Annotated in this window: 18 protein-coding genes and 1 pseudogene; 3 read left to right on the top strand and 16 right to left on the bottom strand. The window is 68.5% G+C overall.

Annotated elements, in window-relative coordinates; all coding sequences use genetic code 11:
- The first annotated feature begins 175 nt into the window (after positions 1-175).
- Entirely contained in the window at positions 176-1,837 is a 1,662-nt protein-coding gene (gene ettA / locus CLU95_RS06340) for an energy-dependent translational throttle protein EttA (protein ID WP_099791459.1), read from the top strand.
- Between the two features lie 126 nt (positions 1,838-1,963).
- Here the strand turns inward: ettA and pabB are convergent.
- From pabB to CLU95_RS06270, 14 genes and pseudogenes are all read right to left on the bottom strand, one after another.
- Positions 1,964-3,765 (bottom strand): annotated as a pseudogene (gene pabB / locus CLU95_RS06335) (aminodeoxychorismate synthase component I).
- The gene (locus tag CLU95_RS06330; RefSeq protein ID WP_099791457.1) at positions 3,752-5,131 is read right to left on the bottom strand and encodes a TAXI family TRAP transporter solute-binding subunit; all 1,380 of its coding nucleotides are present in this window, start codon (positions 5,129-5,131) and stop codon (positions 3,752-3,754) included. The pseudogene pabB and the gene CLU95_RS06330 overlap by 14 nt, the downstream one beginning before the upstream one ends.
- A gap of 27 nt (positions 5,132-5,158) precedes the next feature.
- Positions 5,159-6,208 (bottom strand): P1 family peptidase, encoded by a 1,050-nt coding sequence (locus CLU95_RS06325; protein WP_099791455.1) that lies wholly within the window; start codon positions 6,206-6,208, stop codon positions 5,159-5,161.
- 93 nt (positions 6,209-6,301) lie between these two features.
- A complete protein-coding gene (locus tag CLU95_RS06320; protein ID WP_099797141.1) occupies positions 6,302-6,595 on the bottom strand; it encodes a copper-binding protein in 294 nt (97 codons plus the stop codon).
- Positions 6,596-6,648: 53 nt separating this feature from the next.
- The gene (locus CLU95_RS06315) at positions 6,649-7,098 is read right to left on the bottom strand and encodes a DUF411 domain-containing protein (RefSeq protein WP_099791453.1); all 450 of its coding nucleotides are present in this window, start codon (positions 7,096-7,098) and stop codon (positions 6,649-6,651) included.
- Positions 7,099-7,138: 40 nt separating this feature from the next.
- A complete protein-coding gene (locus tag CLU95_RS06310) occupies positions 7,139-7,657 on the bottom strand; it encodes a cupredoxin domain-containing protein (protein ID WP_099791451.1) in 519 nt (172 codons plus the stop codon).
- A 31-nt stretch (positions 7,658-7,688) separates the two neighbouring features.
- A complete protein-coding gene (locus tag CLU95_RS06305) occupies positions 7,689-9,077 on the bottom strand; it encodes a multicopper oxidase family protein (RefSeq protein ID WP_099791449.1) in 1,389 nt (462 codons plus the stop codon).
- A gap of 1 nt (position 9,078) precedes the next feature.
- Positions 9,079-10,581 carry a TolC family protein gene (locus CLU95_RS06300; protein ID WP_099791447.1) on the bottom strand — a complete coding sequence of 501 codons (1,503 nt, stop codon included), beginning with the start codon at positions 10,579-10,581 and terminating at the stop codon, positions 9,079-9,081.
- Positions 10,582-10,658: 77 nt separating this feature from the next.
- Positions 10,659-11,069 carry a hypothetical protein gene (locus CLU95_RS06295; protein WP_099791445.1) on the bottom strand — a complete coding sequence of 137 codons (411 nt, stop codon included), beginning with the start codon at positions 11,067-11,069 and terminating at the stop codon, positions 10,659-10,661.
- Positions 11,070-11,108: 39 nt separating this feature from the next.
- Positions 11,109-11,384 carry a hypothetical protein gene (locus CLU95_RS06290; RefSeq protein ID WP_099791443.1) on the bottom strand — a complete coding sequence of 92 codons (276 nt, stop codon included), beginning with the start codon at positions 11,382-11,384 and terminating at the stop codon, positions 11,109-11,111.
- Positions 11,381-12,388 (bottom strand): glycerophosphodiester phosphodiesterase, encoded by a 1,008-nt coding sequence (locus CLU95_RS06285; RefSeq protein WP_099791441.1) that lies wholly within the window; start codon positions 12,386-12,388, stop codon positions 11,381-11,383. The genes CLU95_RS06290 and CLU95_RS06285 overlap by 4 nt, the downstream gene beginning before the upstream one ends.
- Complete coding sequence (locus CLU95_RS06280) at positions 12,385-12,966, bottom strand: DUF1439 domain-containing protein (RefSeq protein ID WP_099791439.1); 582 nt, start codon at positions 12,964-12,966, stop codon at positions 12,385-12,387. Before CLU95_RS06280 ends, CLU95_RS06285 begins: the two co-directional genes overlap by 4 nt.
- Before the next feature lie 72 nt (positions 12,967-13,038).
- Positions 13,039-13,527 (bottom strand): GNAT family N-acetyltransferase, encoded by a 489-nt coding sequence (locus CLU95_RS06275; protein WP_099791437.1) that lies wholly within the window; start codon positions 13,525-13,527, stop codon positions 13,039-13,041.
- An 11-nt stretch (positions 13,528-13,538) separates the two neighbouring features.
- On the bottom strand, positions 13,539-14,051 hold the full coding sequence (locus CLU95_RS06270; RefSeq protein WP_099791435.1) for an AAA family ATPase: 513 nt from the start codon (positions 14,049-14,051) through the stop codon (positions 13,539-13,541).
- 481 nt (positions 14,052-14,532) lie between these two features.
- Here CLU95_RS06270 and idi point away from each other — a divergent pair, with 481 nt between their 5' ends.
- Both idi and CLU95_RS06260 read left to right on the top strand, forming a co-directional pair.
- Positions 14,533-15,078, top strand: coding sequence for an isopentenyl-diphosphate Delta-isomerase (gene idi, locus CLU95_RS06265; RefSeq protein ID WP_099791433.1), 546 nt, complete (start codon positions 14,533-14,535; stop codon positions 15,076-15,078).
- Positions 15,079-15,444: 366 nt separating this feature from the next.
- Positions 15,445-15,765 carry a LysR family transcriptional regulator gene (locus tag CLU95_RS06260; protein WP_099791431.1) on the top strand — a complete coding sequence of 107 codons (321 nt, stop codon included), beginning with the start codon at positions 15,445-15,447 and terminating at the stop codon, positions 15,763-15,765.
- A gap of 31 nt (positions 15,766-15,796) precedes the next feature.
- Here the strand turns inward: CLU95_RS06260 and CLU95_RS06255 are convergent, their stop codons facing one another.
- Together CLU95_RS06255 and CLU95_RS06250 are read right to left on the bottom strand one after the other, a co-directional pair.
- The gene (locus CLU95_RS06255; protein WP_099791429.1) at positions 15,797-16,591 is read right to left on the bottom strand and encodes an amino acid ABC transporter ATP-binding protein; all 795 of its coding nucleotides are present in this window, start codon (positions 16,589-16,591) and stop codon (positions 15,797-15,799) included.
- Positions 16,575-17,228 carry an amino acid ABC transporter permease gene (locus tag CLU95_RS06250; RefSeq protein WP_099791427.1) on the bottom strand — a complete coding sequence of 218 codons (654 nt, stop codon included), beginning with the start codon at positions 17,226-17,228 and terminating at the stop codon, positions 16,575-16,577. Before CLU95_RS06250 ends, CLU95_RS06255 begins: the two co-directional genes overlap by 17 nt.
- Positions 17,229-17,240 lie beyond the last annotated feature (12 nt).

Raw genomic sequence — 17,240 nt, 5'->3', positions numbered from 1 at the left:
TGTGATGAGGGGTTTCTTCGTCCCCGGCAGAGAGCCGGTTTGCGGGCAACTGGACCCGGCAACGAGGACTATTGTCGCATGAGTCGATAATCATGGGTTCGCCGCGCCCGGATCACTCTCCGGACGACCGTGCTTTTACGCAAATCCCCAAGCTACCCGAGGTAATCATTCACAGATGGCTCAATACGTCTATTCGATGAACCGCGTCAGCAAGACCGTGCCGCCCAAGCGGCAGCTCTTGAAGGACATTTCGCTCTCTTTCTTCCCCGGCGCCAAGATTGGCGTGCTCGGCCTGAACGGCTCGGGCAAGTCCACGCTGCTCAAGATCATGGCGGGTGTGGACAAGGAATTCGAGGGCGAGGCCCTGCCCATGCCGGGGATGACGATCGGCTATCTGGAGCAGGAACCCAAGCTCAACAACGAGCACACGGTGCGCGAATCGGTTGAAGAATCGATGGGCGCGGTGTTCGCGGCCAAGGCGCGCCTCGAAGAGGTGTACATCGCCTACGGCGCCGAAGACGCCGACTTCGACGCGCTGGCGGCCGAACAGGCCCAGCTCGAAGCCATCATCGCCACCGCCGGCACCGATTCCGAGCACCAGCTGGAAATCGCCGCCGACGCGCTGCGCCTGCCGCCGTGGGACGCCAAGATCGGCCTGCTGTCGGGCGGCGAAAAGCGTCGCGTGGCGCTGTGCCGCCTGCTGCTCTCCAAGCCCGACATGCTGCTGCTCGACGAACCGACCAACCACCTGGACGCCGAATCGGTCGAGTGGCTCGAAGTGTTCCTGCAGCGCTTCACGGGCACCGTGGTGGCCATCACCCACGATCGCTACTTCCTGGACAACGCCGCCGAGTGGATCCTGGAAATGGACCGTGGTCGCGGCATTCCATGGAAGGGCAACTACAGCACCTGGCTCGAGCAGAAGGGCGAACGCCTGGCGCAGGAGCAGAAGAGCGAAGAAGCCCACGCCAAGGCCCTGAAGAAGGAACTGGAGTGGTCGCGCCAGAACCCGAAGGCACGCCAGGCCAAGAGCAAATCGCGCCTGGCCCGCTTCGAAGAGCTGAGCGACATGGAATACCAGAAGCGCAACGAAACGCAGGAAATCTTCATTCCTGTGGCCGAGCGGCTGGGCCAGCAGGTGTTCGAGTTCCACGGCGTCAGCAAGTCCTTCGGCGACCGCATGCTGATCGACAACCTGAGCTTCACCGTGCCGCCGGGCGCCATCGTCGGCATCATCGGCCCGAACGGCGCCGGCAAGTCGACGCTGTTCAAGCTGCTCGCGGGCAAGGAGCTGCCGGACAGCGGCGAAGTCGTCATCGGCTCGACCGTGCGTGCAGCCTTCGTCGACCAGCACCGTGACGAGCTCGCCAACCAGAAGACCGTGTGGGAAGACATCTCGAACGGCCTGGACATCATCAACGTCGGCAAGTTCCAGATGGCCAGCCGTGCGTATGCGGGCCGCTTCAACTTCAACGGCGCCGACCAGCAGAAGAAGGTCGGCACGCTGTCGGGCGGTGAACGCGGCCGCCTGCACCTGGCCAAGACGCTGATCGCGGGCGGCAACGTGCTGATGCTGGACGAACCGTCGAACGACCTGGACGTGGAAACCCTGCGCGCGCTGGAAGACGCACTGCTCGAGTTCGCCGGCACCGTGATGGTCATCAGCCACGACCGCTGGTTCCTCGACCGCATCGCCACGCACATCCTCGCGGCCGAAGGCGACAGCCAGTGGACCTTCTTCGACGGCAACTACCAGGAGTACGAAGCCGACAAGAAGAAGCGCCTCGGCGAAGAAGGCGCCAAGCCCAAGCGCATGCGCTACAAGGCCCTCAAGTAAGGCCTGGGTTTTTCTCCCTCCCCTTCCGGGGGAGGGTTGGGGTTGGGGGCCTGACGGCCCCCGATCAGGCCCCAAGCCCTGTCGACCAGAGCGCGCGGTTCCGCAAGGGGCCGCGCGCTTTGTCGTTCAGGGAGCGTCGTGGTCGACGAGGTCCGCGTCGAGCCAGCCGCGCAGGCTGTTGACGAAGGCCAGCGTTTCGACACGCGGCAGGTCGTCCACGCGCACGACCGCCTCGGTCAGTTGCCCTTCGCGCAGCCGGCGGGCACGCCCGATGCCGTCGAGCAGCCCGCAGCGCAGCGGCGGCGTGACCCAGTGGCCGTCGAGCCGCAGCGCGATGTTGCCGCGCGTGCATTCGGTGATCTCGCCCCCGCGGTTCCACAGCAGCGTGTCGAACACGCCCGGCTCGGTGGGCGCGAATGCTTCGTAGTGCGCACGGCGCGTGGTCTTGAAGCGCGAGAACTCGCTGTCGGCTTCGTCGAAGGCGCGCGGGGCCCGCTGCAGGCGCACGCGCAGCGGTGGGGCGTCCATGGCGAAGGCCTCGGCGCGCGGTTGGCCTTGTGCGTCGAGCAGCAGGCGCACGCGCCATGTGCCTGCGGCATGCGTTGTGCGCAACTGGTCCAGGCAGGCCGCCACGTGCGCTTCGTGCCACGGATAGCCGAAGTGCGCAGCCGCACGATGCATGCGCGCCAGGTGCGCGGGCGCATCGCGCAGCGTGCCGTCGGCCAGCGCCAGGGTTTCGAGCAGCTCGAAGGAGGTCATGGTTGCGACGATACAGCCGCGCCGACGCCCGCGAGAAAGGCGCGCTTGTGCCGCCACTCGTCCCACTCCGCATCCGCCCGTGCATCGGCCGTGATGCCGCTGCCGATGCCGCAGCGCGCGGCGCCGTCGCGCAGCGTGACGGTGCGGATCGGCACGTTGAAGGTCGCGTGCCCGCCGGGCCGCACCACGCCCACGGCGCCGCAGTACACGCCGCGCGCCTCGGGCTCCAGCGCGCGGATCATGCGCATGGCGCTCACCTTGGGCGCACCCGTGATGGAGCCGCAGGGGAACAGCGCCGCGAACAGGTCGGCCAGCGTGGTGCCCTCGCGCAGCCGGGCTTCCACGTCGGAGGTCATCTGCCACACGGTGGGCAGCGCCTCGGTGTGAAAGAGGCGCGGCACGCGCACTGAGAAGGGCTGGGCCACGCGCGAGAGGTCGTTGCGGATCAGGTCCACGATCATCACGTTCTCGGCGCGCTCCTTGGGCACGGTGCGCAGCCGCAGCGCGTGGGCGGCGTCCTCGGCGGGCGTGGCGCCGCGCGGCGCGGTGCCCTTCATGGGGCGCACGAGGATGCGGTCGCCGTCGCGGTCGAAGAACAGCTCGGGCGACACCGACAGCACCTGCTCGTCGCCGGTGTCGATGAAGGCGCCGTAGCCGTTGGGCTGCGCCTGCCGCAGCGCGTGGAACCAGGCCTGCGCGTCGCCGTCGAAGGCCGCGCGCAGCGGCGCCGTGTAGTTGAGCTGGTACAGCACGCCGTCGGCGATAGCGCGGTGGATCGCGGCCATGTTGCGGTCGAAGGCTTCGCGCGACAGATCGGCCGTCCACGCGACGGGCGCCACGGCGGTCGCCGGCGCATCAGGCCATGGCAGCACTTCGTCATGCACGCCGAACCAGGCCAGCGGCCCGTCGGACGCATGCACGTCGAATGCCGGGTCGAAAGCCGCGGCGGCCTCGTAGCGCAGGTGGCCGACGCACCAGCGGCCTTCGCGGGCCAGCGCCTCGACGGCTTCGAGCACGGGGCGCACCTCGTGCGCCGCATGGGCGACGAGTACGCGCACGGGCGCACCGAAGGCGGCGCGCAGCCGGGTCGCCCCGTCGGTGCGCGGGTCGGCGAAATCGATCAGCGTGGACAGCAAGCGCGCGCCCGGTCCCTTGTCAGGTGGCCGCACGGACCGGCGCGGCGGTCGCTGCGCTGGCCGAGCCCGCGAGCGCACGCTTGCGCACCGCGTAGATGTTGTTGCGCAGCGCGTAGAGCTCGTCGGCGTACGACAGCGGCACCGCCACCTTGTTGACCACGCGGTCGAGCGCGTCGAGTTCTTCCAGCAGCTTGTCGCGCTCGGCCAGGCTCTGGCCGGCGTCCACCTTGGCCTCGATGTCGCGCAGCCGTGCGTACCAGCGGAACACGCGGCGGCGCACGCGGAACTGGTACAGCGGCGGGATCACGCGGCTCAGCGGCAGCATCAGCACCAGCATGCCGCCCAGCACCAGCCACATGCGCTCGACCAGGTTGCTGGCCCAGAACGGCAGGTAGCGCTGCCAGAACGGCGGCGTGCCGTTGATGGCGCGGTCGCCCTCGGGGCTCACCGGCAGTTCGCTGGTGCGGGTGTTGGGGAAGTCGCGCGCACGGTTGAACCAGCCGGCGTCGCTGTGCACGGTCTGCGCGGCCTGCGCGAACAGCTGGCGCAGGGCTGGGTGGGTTTCGTCGCGCGACAGCAGCGAGGTGGTGGCGGCGAGCAGCGACACGTCGTGCAGTGGCAGGTCTTTCGACAGATCGACCACGCCGCGCGGCAGCGTCACGGCCGAGAGGAACGGAAAGCGCCGCGTGTAGGCCTCGGCCTGGCCGAAGTCCATGAGCTGGATATCGCCGGCGCGCAGCAGGCGCTGCACCTGCGGTGACTGCGGCGCCGAGAACAGCACGATGGCGTCGAGCAGCCCGGCCTGCAGCGCTTCGGCGGCGGCGGCCTGTTCGAGGTTCGACAGCAGCAGGTCGTCGGGCCCGAGCCGGTTGGCCTTGAGCAGCCGTTCCATGATCTCGGGCAGCCCGCTGCCGGGGAGGTCGACGTTCACGCGCAGGCCGCGCAGCTGCGTGAGCGAGGTCAGCGTGCCGGTCTTGCGGTCGATCTTCTGCGCGACGTCGGCGCGGTAGAAGAGCCAGATCGGCTCGTAGAACAGCGCGCCCAGCGAACGCAGACCGGCCTCTTCGTCGGCCACCGGGTCGGCGCTGCCGCCGCGCACGAAGGCCACGTCGGCACCGCCGCTGCGCAGCAGTTGCAGGTTCTCGGTCGAGCCCGAGGTGGCCTTGAGTTCGACGGTGATGCCGCTGTGCTTCAAGGCGTCGGCGTAGCGCTTGCCGAACTGCGCATAGGCGCTGCCCGTGGGGCCGGTGGCCAGCGTCACGTGCTTGGGCGGCTGCGGCTGCAGCCACCAGTAGGCCGCAATCAGCAGGCCGATGACGATGAACACGATCGGGCCGGCCGAGGCGATCAGGTCGCGGATCGACAGCAGGATCAACTTCAGGGTGCGGGGAAACGCCATGGGGTGCCTCGTCGTGCGGTGCGCGCGTCAGCCGCGCGGCGCGGCCAGATCGGCCAGGTCAGCGGCGCAGGGAATGTGCAGCTCGCCCACGGTCACCGCACGCGCGGCGCGCACTGCACGCACGGTGGCGATGGCGGTGGCCTCGGCGGCCATGGTGCTCAGCACGGTCATGCCCGGCGCATCGCCTTCGAGCGGCACGCGGCCGGTGGCCAGTGCGAACAGCGTGTCGCCGTCGCTCATGGTGTGCACCGGGTTGATGGCGCGCGCCAGGCCGTCGTGCGCCACCATGGCAAGCCGGTTGGCCTGCACCTTGGTCAGCACCGCGTCGGTGGCGATCACGCCGATGGTGGTGTTGGTGCCCGCCAGCAGCGGCTTGGGCAGCTCGCCGCGCAGCAGTGCGCGGCGCGTGTCGAGCAGGGCGCTGCCGTCTTCGGTGCGCGCGCCGGCCACGGGCAGCGCGGTGTCGGGGTCGATCACGTCGCCCAGCGAATTGACCGCGATGAGCGCGCCGACGGTCACGCCGCCGACGGTGACCGAGGCGGTGCCGATGCCGCCCTTCATCGCGCGGTGCACGCCGAAGAGCTTGCCCACCAGCGCGCCGGTGCCCGCGCCCACGTTGCCTTCGGCGGGCGCATCGGTCGAGGCGGCTTCGCAGGCGGCGTAGCCCGCAGCCGCGTCGGGGCGGATGCGCGCGTCGCCCATCGGCAGGTCGAACAGCACGGCGGCCGGCACGATGGGCAGGGTGCCGAAGCGCACGTCCATGCCGACGCCGCGCTCTTCGAGCCAGCGCATCGCGCCTTCGGCGGCGGCCAGGCCCCAGGCGCTGCCGCCGGCGAGCATGACGGCGTGCACTTCCTGCACGAGGTTGCCGGGCGAGAGCAGGTCGGTCTCGCGCGTGCCGGGCGCGGCGCCGCGCACATCGACACCGGCCACGGCGCCTTCGCGCGCGAGGATCACGGTGCAGCCGGTGGGGCGGCGCGTGTCAGAAAAATGGCCGACTTCGATGCCGGCGACGTCGGTGATGGCACCGGCGTAAGAAGAGAGGGACGAGGAGGAGGATGAAGACGCAGCGGACATGGCGGCCGATTATGGGACCGCGCCCCGGCGCCTTGGGCGCCGAGGGTTGCAAGACGTTTCATCGCGGGCACGGGAGCGCCCGCGATGCCGCGTTCATTCCGCCACGGGGTCGATCGACATCACGGTGATGGCACCGTCGACCTTGTCGACCGTGAAGCGCACCTTGTCGCCGGCCTTCACCTTGGCGAGCAGTGCCGGGTCGCTCACGCGGAACACCATGGTCATGCCGGTCATCTCGAGGTTCGGGATGTCGCCGTGGCGCAGGGTGATCTTCTTCGCGTCGGTGTCGACCTTGCGGACTTCGCCGTCGACGGGGGGCAGCGTGGCCTGTGCGAACGCCGCGGCGGCGAGCACGAGGGTGGAGAGGGCAGTGAAGATCTTCTTCATCATGGTCGGTGTTCCTTCCGGGTTGCGAGGGGTTGCAAAGGGGGGACTAAAGCTCAGCGGTAGCTCTGGAAGACGCGTGTGCTGCCGTCGGCCAGCACCAGCAGCACGTCGTAGGCGTCGCGCTGGTCGCCGTAGGCCGGGCCGTCCATGCCGGGCGAGCCGATGGGCATGCCGGGCACGGCGAGGCCGACGGCCTTGGGCTTTTCCTTCAGCAGGCGATGCATCTCGCGCGCGGGCACATGGCCCTCGATGGCGTAGCCACCGACGCGGCCCGTGTGGCACGAGCCCAGCTTGGCCGGAATGCCGAGCCGCTCGCGCGCCGGGCCGTTGCCCTCGTCGTGCACGCGCGTGGCAAAGCCGTTCTTGTTGAGGTGCTTGACCCAGTCCTGGCAGCAGCCGCAGTTCGGGTCTTTCCAGATCTCGACCATCGGTGCGGCGGCCTGCGCGGCGAGCGGCAGGGACGCGGTGGCGGCGGCGAGTTTCAGAAGGGTGCGTCGTTGCATGGTCAGGTTCCTTTCATGCGATTCATCGGATTCATCGGATTCATTTGGCAGGGGCGGCAGCGGCCCGCACGCGCACGCGGCCGGCCATGCCGAGTTCGTAGTGGTCCTTCACGAGGCAGGCGAAGTCGAAGTCGCCGGCGCGGTTGAAGGTCCAGATCAGCTCACCGGTCTTGCCAGGCTGCACGTGTGCCATCCAGGGCTCGTCGTGTTCCATGCCGGGGTGCTTCTTCATCATCGCGGCGTGGTCCTCGATGACGGCGGTGGTGCCCAGCACGAGCTCGTGCAGGTCCTTGCCGCGGTTCTTCAACCGCAGGCGAATGGTGTCGCCTTCGCGCACCTCGAGGACCGAGGGCGTGAAGGTCATGTCGTCGGCCATCGCGATGTCGATGGTGCGCTTCACGGCGCTGGCCTTGCCGGCGATGCCCCAGGCTTTCTGCTCGGGCGCGAGCGTGGCAGCGGCGGTGCCGGCCTTGGGTGCGTGGCTTTCGTGGGCCGTGGCGAATGGGGTGACGGCTGCGAGTGCAAGGCCGGCGACGAGGGTGGAGAAACGGGTGTTCATGGCTCGAATTTCAAAAAGGGAGTGAGTGCGGTCAGTGGTTGTGGGCACCATGGCCCGAGGGCTTGCGCACGGTGGCGCTGCCGCTGTCGGGGCTCGCGGGTGCTGTGCCTGTCTTGCGCGGCGCCACCGGCGCACCGATGGCCGACACCTCGCGTGCGACCGTGCCGGGCGGGTGCTTGAACCAGCCCGGGTCGCGGTAGTCGCCCGGCTTCTGGTCGCGCCGCACCTTGAGCAGCGTGAACATGCCGCCCATCTCGGCCGAACCGAAGGGGCCGGTGCCGGTCATCATCGGCATCGTGTTCTCGGGAATGGGCATCTCCATCTCGCCCATGTCGGCCATGCCCTTGTCGCCCATCACCATGTAGTCGGGCACGAGCTTCTTGATCTTCTCGGCCACGCCCTTGTGGTCCACGCCGATCATGGTCGGCACGTCGTGGCCCATCGGACCCATCGTGTGGTGCGCCTTGTGGCAGTGCAGCGACCAGTCGCCCTCCTCGTCGGCAATGAACTCCATCTGCCGCATCTGGCCCACCGCCACGTCGACCGATACCTCGGGCCAGCGCGCGGTGCGCGGCACGGGGCCGCCGTCGGTGCCCGTGACCTCGAACTCGTGGCCGTGGATGTGGATCGGGTGGTTGGTCATCGTGAGGTTGCCCACGCGGATGCGCACCCGGTCGCCCTTGCGCACGTTGAGCGTGTCGATGGCCGGGAACACGCGGCTGTTGAAGCTCCAGATGTTGAAGTCGGTCATGGTGTTGACCTTGGGCGTGGCGCTGCCGGGTTCCACGTCGAAGCTGCCGAGCAAAAAGCAGAAGTCGCGCTGCACCGGCTCGATGAGCGGGTGCTCCGCCTTCGGGTGCGTGACCCAGAAGCCCATCATCCCCATCGCCATCTGCACCATCTCGTCGGCGTGCGGGTGGTACATGAAGGTGCCGGGACGCCGTGCGGTGAACTCGTAGACGAAGGTCTTGCCTGGCGGAATGTGCGGCTGCGTGATGCCGCCCACGCCGTCCATGCCGTTGGGCAGGCGCTGGCCGTGCCAGTGCACGGTCGTGTGCTCGGGCAGCTTGTTGGTCACGAAGATGCGCACGCGATCGCCTTCGACCACCTCGATGGTCGGGCCCGGCGACTGGCCGTTGTAGCCCCACATGTTGACCTTGAAGCCCGGGGCCATCTCGCGCACGACGGGTTCGGCGACGAGGTGGAACTCCTTGACGCCGGCGTTCATGCGCCACGGCAGCGTCCAGCCGTTGAGCGTGACGACGGGGTTGTAGGGGCGGCCGTTCGGCGGCACCAGCGGCGGCGCGGTGGCGGTCGATGCTTGCGTCACCGGCTCGGGCAGCGCGGCCATGCTCACGCGGCTCACGGTGGTGGCGGCGACGGCCGTGGCTGCGCCTGCGAAGAAGTTGCGACGGTTCATTTCAATGGCCTCCCGTGGCGGGGGCGTCACCGGCCGACGCGGTCTGCGCGGCCGTCATTCCACCGGGCGAGCTGCCCGTGAGCACCAGCTGCAGATCGGTGTCCGCCAGCCAGAAGTCGCGCTGGGCCTCCATGCCGGCGTTCACGGCGAGCACGCTGGCGCGCGTTTCGCCGAGCAGCTCCCACACGCTGGCGAGCATGCCGTTGTAGCGCAGCACCATCTCTTCGTTCACCTGCTTGCGCAGCGGCAGCACCTCGTCGCGGTAGCGGCGGGCGAGGGCGTAGGCGGTGTTCCAGCCTTGCCAGGCTTCGCGCGCTTCGCTGGCCGCGAGCACGCCCACGTCGCGCACGCGCGCCGCCGATTGCAGGTACTGCGCCTCGGCGCGTCCGCTGCGGGCCTGGCCCCAGTCGAAGATCGGAATCGGCAGCTCGAGCTCGAAGCCGCGCGTGGTCGATTTCGAGCGATCGGCATCGTTCTCGAAGGTGGTGTTGCGCACCACGCCCAGCTCCATCGCGTTGATCACACGGGTGGCGTGCGTCAGGCCGAGCGAGCCGGCCACGGCCGTGTTCTGCGCTTGCGCCGAGCGCACGTCGAGCCGGTCGCGCAGCGCCAGCGCCTGCACGTCGCCGAGCTCGGGCGCGGCCTTCGGCAGCGGCGGCAGGCGGTCGGGCAGGGTGTAGGCGGTGCGTGTGCCGCTCAGGCCCAGCAGGCGCGTGAGCTGTTCGCGGCTGGCGACCGCTGCCTGTTCGGCGCGCGCGAGTTGCGCGGACGCGTCGGCCAGCAGCAGCTGTTCGCGCGTGCGCTGCAGCGCGCTCCAGTTGCCGACCTTGGCCATGCGGTGCGCCAGTTCGGCACCGGCTTCGGTCGCTTCCTTCGCATCGCGCAGGTAGCTCACGCTCTGCTGTGCGGCCACCGCGCGTACCCAGGCGCGACGCGTGTCGGCGGCCAGCAGCAGCACGCTTTGCGCGGCCTGCAGCTTGGCCGATTCGTGCCGCTGGCCGGCCCAGCGCGCCTGCCACGGCAGCGTGAGCAGGCCCACCACGTTGAACGTCAGCATGCGCTCGAACTCGCGCTCGCTGCCCTGCGCCAGGCGGCTGAAAGACAGCACCGGGTTCGGCAGGCTCGCGGCCTGCACGCGGTCGGCGTCGCTCAGTTGCAGCGTGGCAAAGGCGTCCTGCACGCGCGGGCTGTTGACGAGCGCGATGCGCACGGCGGCTTCGGCGTCCAGCGGCTTGGACAGCAGCGCGTCGACGCTCTTCTGCGAGGCATCGTCCGGCTTGCGCTGGGCTGCAGCGCCCGCCATGAGCGGGTTGCCGTCGACCAGCGCCTGCACGTCGCCGGCGCCGCCGTCAGGCGACAGGCTGGCGCAGCCGGCGAGCACCAGCGCGGCGGCCAGCGCGGCGGCGGTTCTGATGAATGAGAGGTGACTTTTTCGCCCGGGGGGCGGGCTATCTTTTAGATAGCGCGGGATGCCGGCATACGGCCGGCGAGCAAGGGAATTCACGAGCGATCTCCATGGGCAATACAGCGAGCGCTGCGAGCCGGCAAGGGCTCACTGCGGACGGACTACGGGCAGGAAGATCAGGAAATGGGCGGCTTGAGGCCCAGGACGGGCTCGGCGCTTGCAAAGCGGGCCGCATGTGCGGCCGGCGGCGCCTGGGGCGCCGCATGCGGGGTGTCGACCAGCGGCATGCCGCCGAGCGCCACCGTGTGGCAGACCTGGCAGGCGACACAGGTGCCGCAGTTCGCGTGGTCGGTGTCGTTTGACTGCTGCGAGTCGCTGCTGTTGTCGTGCATCGCTGCCATGTCGTGGCCGGTGTCGGCCTCCATGGTGGCTTCATGGCAATGCGACTCGGCGATGCCTGACGCTGCGGACACCACCGCCTCGGCGGCAGGCAGCGAATGCCGCACCATCTCGACCGCCATGGCGTCGCCGAGCCAGCCGCGGATGGGCAGCAGGGCGATCATGAGGGCGAGCAACAGGGTGCGCATGGTGGCCGCGATGATAAACCGGGGTGGGGCCTCGGCGCCTCAAGACACCAGTTGGCCGCGGGCCTTGTCGACCCACACCTGCAGGTTGTCGAGCAGGTCTTTCTGGCTGAACGAGCAGCTTTCCTCGCTGAAGAGCGCGCTCGATTCGAGGCGGTCCAGCAGGTTCAGCAGCACCTCGCCGTAGCGCGGCGGCAGGGCGCCGAGCAGCGCGGCGCTGGCGCGCGCGGCCGTGGACAGCGTGGTGACCGAGCCGTTGCCGCCTTGCAATGCGGCGATGCCCGACGCGATGGCGTCGAGTTGCGTCACGGCGCTCATGACGCAGCCTTCGCCGGCGCCGGCAGCGCCAGACCCCGTTCGCGCATGAGGTCGCGCAGCACGTCGGGGTAGTCGGTGATCAGGCCATCGGCGCCCGCGTCCATGAGCCGGACCATGTCCGCGCGCTGGTTCACGGTCCAGGGCACGACCTTCATGCCGAGCTTCTGCGCCTCGCGGATCGCGGGGGCGCCCAGGTCGGCATGCGCGGGCGACCAGATCAGCGGCCCGGCCGATGCACCGGCCGCAGCCTTCACGAGCTGCGGCACTGAAGCGAAGCTCGCGGCGTCGAGGCCGGCGGTCCAGCGGCTGTCCTTCAGCGTGCGGGGCGTGGTGAGGTAGGCGCGCGACAGCTGCGGCGCGAGCTGGCCGACCAGTGCGAGCGTGCGCCAGTCGAAGCTCTGGATGGTCACGCGGTCGGCCATCTTCGCCTTGTCGATCTCGGCCAGCAGCGCGCGCACCATGGGCTCGGGCGCGGCCGTCTCGTCGGGCTTGGTCGGGTCGATCTTGGTCTCGATGTTGAAGTGCACCCGCGCGGCATCGGCGCCGCGCGACTGCACCTGCGCGAACAGCGCGGCCAGCGTGGGAATGCGCTCGCCGTCGCGCGGCTGTTGCAGCGCGAACTGCTTGCCGTAGTTGCTCGCGGGGTTGAGGCGGCCCACGTCGTAGGTCTGCAACTGCGCCAGCGTGAGCGAACGCACGGAAGGGGCGGGTTGGGCGGTGAGCCAGGCACCGCGCGCGTCGCGTGTGTGGTCGGCGTTGAGCGCCGTGTCGTGCGAGATCACCACCACGCCGTCGGCCGAGAGCCCGATGTCGAGTTCGAGCGTGGTCACGCCCAGGTTCATTGCGTTCGAGAACGCGGCCAGCGTGTTCTCGGGCGCCAGGCCGCGTCCGCCGCGGTGGGCCTGCAGGTCGAAGTGCTGCTTCACCTTCGGGGCGATGGCGGCACAGCCGGCGCCGGCAAGCGCAGCGGCGATGAGGAGAAGAAGGGCGGCGCGATGTTTCATTTGAGTTGCACTTTGATGCCGTTGTCTTGCACCGTGATGTCGCCCACCTCGTAGGTCTTGCGGCCCACGGTGAGTTCGTCGGCCGTGAAGCTGCGCAGGATCTGTCCCTGCAGCAGTTCCTGAGCGACCACCGCGCCGACCTTCTGCAGGCGCTCGGCATCGAGGCCCTCCACGCCTTGCAGCGTGAGCCGCTCGGCCTTCGGCTGGTCGAGCCGCAGCGCGCGCGCCGCCACGTCGTAGCGCAGCGCGCTGCTCACCGACACCACGCCTTGCACCGGCGAGGCCGCCAGCAGCGGACTGGCGATGGTCAGCGTGGCCGTGATGGCCGCGCGGTTGGTGCGCGCGTCGAGGCCCAGCTGCGGGTCGCGCAGCCCGACCATGAAGATCTCGGCATAGCGCTCGGCCACCGGAAAGCGCTTGGCGATCTGCGTCTGCAGCTCTTCGCGCGTGGCGGTGTACTCGTTGGTGAAGAAGTTGAAGCCGGCCAGCGCCGCGAACGGCGCGGGCAGGGCGGCGGCGCCCAGCAGCGCGCGCAGCACCTGACGGCGGAAATGAGAGGGCAGGATGCGGTCGGTCATGAAGCTTCCGAGCTTGCCACAGGCGCTTGTGTTCCCGCCAGCGCCAAGGAGGCGCGCCGGCGTGTCGGACGGTCAGCCGTTCACGCGCAGTTCGTAGCGCGCAAACGCCCTGCCGCGCAGGTCGATGCAGCTGTGCAGCGTGAAGCCGAAGCCCTCGTACAGCGTGCGCAGCGCCGCGCGGTCGGCCACGCAGTCCAGCCGCAGCCAGGGGCGCCCGAGCGCGCGGGCGTGGTCGCGCGCATGGCCCAGCAGCGCACGCGACACGCCCCGGCCCGCCCAGGCGCGGCGCACGGCCAGCTTGTGGACGAACAGCGAGCTGCCGGGCGCGATCTCGGGCCAGAACAACGGGTCTTCCAGGTCGAGCCGCATCACGCCGGCCGTCTCGCCGTTCTCTTTCGCCATGACGTAGCGGCCGTCGTCGGTGTCGCGCTGGATGCGTTCGAGGCCGGTGTCGGCGGCGCTCCAGAGCGGGCGTCCGCCCTCGGCGAGCCATTGCGCGGCTTCGGTCAGCACGGCCGCGACGGCGGGCGCTTCGGTGGAAAGGGCGGGTTCGATGTGCATCGGCGGGCAGCTTACAAGCCTTGGCCGTGGCGGATCACATGGAACCCTTCCTCGGCCGTCGGGGGCGCGAAGTGGCGGGTGATCAGGTCGAACTCGGCGTCGGAGGTTTCGAACGGGTGCGCGCCCGCCGCATTGCGCGCACGCAGCCGCGCCTTGCAGATGTCGTCCGGCACATCGAGAAAGTGCAGCTGGTGCGCCGCGCCGGCCTGCTCGAAGAGGCTGCGCGCCCAGGCCCGGTGGCTCAGGGTGTTGGCCGGAAAGTCGAGCACCACCGACACGCCGGCGCCGAGCAGCGCGCAGACGTGGTCGCCCATCGCCTGCTTCAGCCGGCCCGAGGCGCGCACGTAGTCGGGCAGCGTGTGGATTTCATCGGGGTAGAGCGCCGCGAGCCAGGTGTCCTCGCTGATGCACACGGTGGCGGGCGTCTGCGTCAGGCGCCGGGTCAGCGTGGACTTTCCGGCGCCGATCTTGCCGCAGACCATGTGCAGCACGGGCGAGGAAAGTGTGGGTGGTGTCGGCGTCATTCGATCTCCTGCAGGTTGGGGGAAAGAACCTCGGGAGACGGACAAGAAAAACCCGCCTCCTGGGGCGGGTTGGATGGCGTGGTGTCGAACCGTGCGCTAACCCACCCGCTCTCGCGAGAGCGGGCGAATGATCGATGCGGTGCGAACGCGGGCCATGGGGTCGAGGGTAACCCGACCGGGGGCCTGTCGGGGCACGAAGGTGAACCAGGAACTGCGGTTTGAAATGTGCGGAGCGTCTTTCAGGAAAATATTGAAAGCATTGATAAACCGGCATCGATATTATTGTTATCTATGTAATTATTTGTATGTATTCAATTCTCAGGCGCTCTCATTGATGTAGTTGTTTTGTTTTAATTTGAATTCCTTATGGCGATCCGGAATCCGATCCATGCTAAAGAACCGGCTCGATGTCCCGGCGCCCCCCGCACGCTGAAACGAGGGGGCTCGCCGGGTTCCCCGGCCCGCACTTCTGGAGCACCTCATGAAAGAGTTTCTGATCGCGGTGGACGCCGAAGACCGTCCCCTGCACGCGGTCGAGAAGATGAATGCGCATCGCGAGGGCGTCCTACATCGGGCGTTTTCGATCTTCCTCTTCGACACGCAGGGCCAGGTGCTGCTGCAGCAGCGCGCACTGGGCAAGTACCACTCTCCCGGCCTGTGGAGCAACAGCTGTTGCGGGCATCCGCGCCCCGACGAAGAGACCGGCGCCGCCGCCGTGCGCCGCCTGCACGAGGAGCTGGGCCTGCAGTGCGCACTGCAGCCGGTGGCGGCTTTTCTCTACCGGGAGGCGGTGTCGAAAGAACTGATCGAGCACGAGTACGACCACGTGTTCGTCGGCATCGCGCGCGACCTGCCGCAGCCCGACCCCCGCGAGGTGCGCGAGTGGCGATGGCTGGCGTTGCCCGATCTGCACCACGAACTGGCGCGGGCCCCGGCGCACTTCACCATCTGGCTGCACCGGATCGCGGAACGCTTCGGGGCGGAGGGCTTGCAGTCCTGGCGGGCGCAGGCCATGGCGGCGCCGTGACGCTGGTGCCACGGATTGCCGTGGTTCATTCGACGAATCACATGTAATGAAAAAGTTGGATATTAAAAATTCTGACTTTAACTACAATTGCGAATGCACTAAATTTGAAATTCAGGCGCAATGGCTGCTCGTATTTGAGAGTGACAGTCGATTTTGGAATTGAATGTGAAAAAATCTCAATCTTGAATTGGCTGGGTTTTTGAAATTATTGGGAATTCACGCAATTGGAGTTCCCCGTTGCATGGCCCTTCGCCATTCGATGCGATTGAATTGCTTTGAAAGAAGGCAGACATGAAGCACAAGCGCGAACAGGCCCCGATGCGCACCGCCACATCCACCGCGCCTCCCGGCTGAGAGGCGGTTGCGGTGCTTCGCATCACCTTCCGGCAGCTGGAGGCCTTTCACTGGGCTGCAACACTGGGCTCCGTCAACGCGGCGGCCCGCCACCTCTTCGTCAGCCAGCCGGCCATCACGGCCCGCGTGAGGGAGCTCGAGGGCATCCTCGGGCACGCCCTGTTCGCCCGCAGCCAGCAGGGCGTGCAACTGACCCCGGCCGGGGGTGAATTGTTCCAGCAGGTGCAGCACCTGCTGGAGGCGGGCGAAGAGGTCGAGAAGCACGGTTCGCAGCGCCTGCCGCCGCTGGCCGCAGAGTTGCGGATCAGCATCGACGAATCGCAGCGCCCGTAGCCGGCAAGCCGGCAAGCCCGCAAGGGCCAAGTCAGTCGTGCAGCGACGACAGAAACTGCTTCAGCTCCGGCGTCTGCGGCGCACCGAACAGCGCCGCCGGCGGACCCATCTCGTGCACGCGGCCCTGGTGCATGAAGATCACGCGGTCGCTGACCTTGCGCGCAAAGCTCATCTCGTGCGTGACCATCAACAGCGTCATGCCCTCGTCGGCCAGCGACTCCACCACGCGCAGCACCTCGCCCACCAGCTCGGGGTCGAGCGCCGAGGTGATCTCGTCGCACAGCAGCACGGCCGGCTCCATCGCCAGCGCGCGCGCAATGGCCACGCGCTGCTGCTGGCCGCCCGACAGCTGGTCGGGCATCGCATCGAATTTCTCGGCCAGGCCCACGCGTTCGAGCAGCTTGCGCGCCTGCGAAGCGGCTTCCATCGACGAGCGTTTTTTCACCAGCGTGGGCGCGAGCATCACGTTCTTGCCGACCGTGAGGTGCGGGAACAGGTTGAAGCCCTGGAAGATCATGCCCACGCGCTGACGCAGCGTGCGCATGGCCATCGCGCTCTCGTGCAGCAGCGGCTTGCCGTCGACCGTGAGCGCGCCTTCCTGGAACACCTCGAGCCCGTTGATGCAACGCAGCAGCGTGCTCTTGCCCGAGCCGCTCTTGCCGATGATGGCGATCACCTCGCCGCGCTTCACGTCGAGGTCGATGCCCTTGAGCACCTCGTTCGTGCCGTAGGACTTGCGCAGCGCCGTGATGCGCACGATGGGCGCGGCGAACGATGCGGCTTCGGGTTGGGTTTGGGTTTGGGCTTGTTCAAGCACGGCGGCCATGGGTCTTCCTCTCGAGGGTCTTGGCGTACAGGCTCACGGGGAAGCACAGCACGAAGTAAAGCAGGGCCACGCAGCTGAACACCACGAAGGGCTGGAAGGTGGCGTTCGAAATCATGCTGCCGGCCTTGGTGAGTTCGACAAAGCCGATCACCGACGCCAGCGCCGTGCCCTTGATCACCTGCACCAGGAAACCGACGGTGGGTGCAATCGCGATCGTCACGGCCTGCGGCAGGATCACGTGGCGCATCTGCTCGCCGAAGCTCAGCGCGAGACTGCCCGAGGCTTCCCACTGGCCCTTCGGAATCGAGGCCACGCAGCCGCGCCAGATCTCGGTGAGAAAGGCGCTGGTGTACAGCGTGAGCGCCACGCTCGCGGCCGTCCACGCCGACACGTCGATGCCGAACAGCGCGATGCCGAAGTAGGCGAGAAACAGCTGCATCAGCAGCGGCGTACCCTGGAACAGTTGCACGTACAGGCCCACGGCCCGCGCCGCTGCCTTGCCGCCGCGCAGCCGCGCGAACAGCAGCAGTGCGCCCACGAGCCCGCCACCGACGAAGGCGATGAGCGAGAGCACGACGGTCCAGCGCAGCGCCATCAGCAGGTTGCGCAGGATGTCCCACAGAGAAAAATCGACCATGGTGAAAGTGCC

The sequence above is a fragment of the Variovorax sp. 54 genome, assembly GCF_002754375.1.
Taxonomy (GTDB): domain Bacteria; phylum Pseudomonadota; class Gammaproteobacteria; order Burkholderiales; family Burkholderiaceae_C; genus Variovorax.
This window is presented reverse-complemented; position numbering and strand designations above follow the sequence as displayed.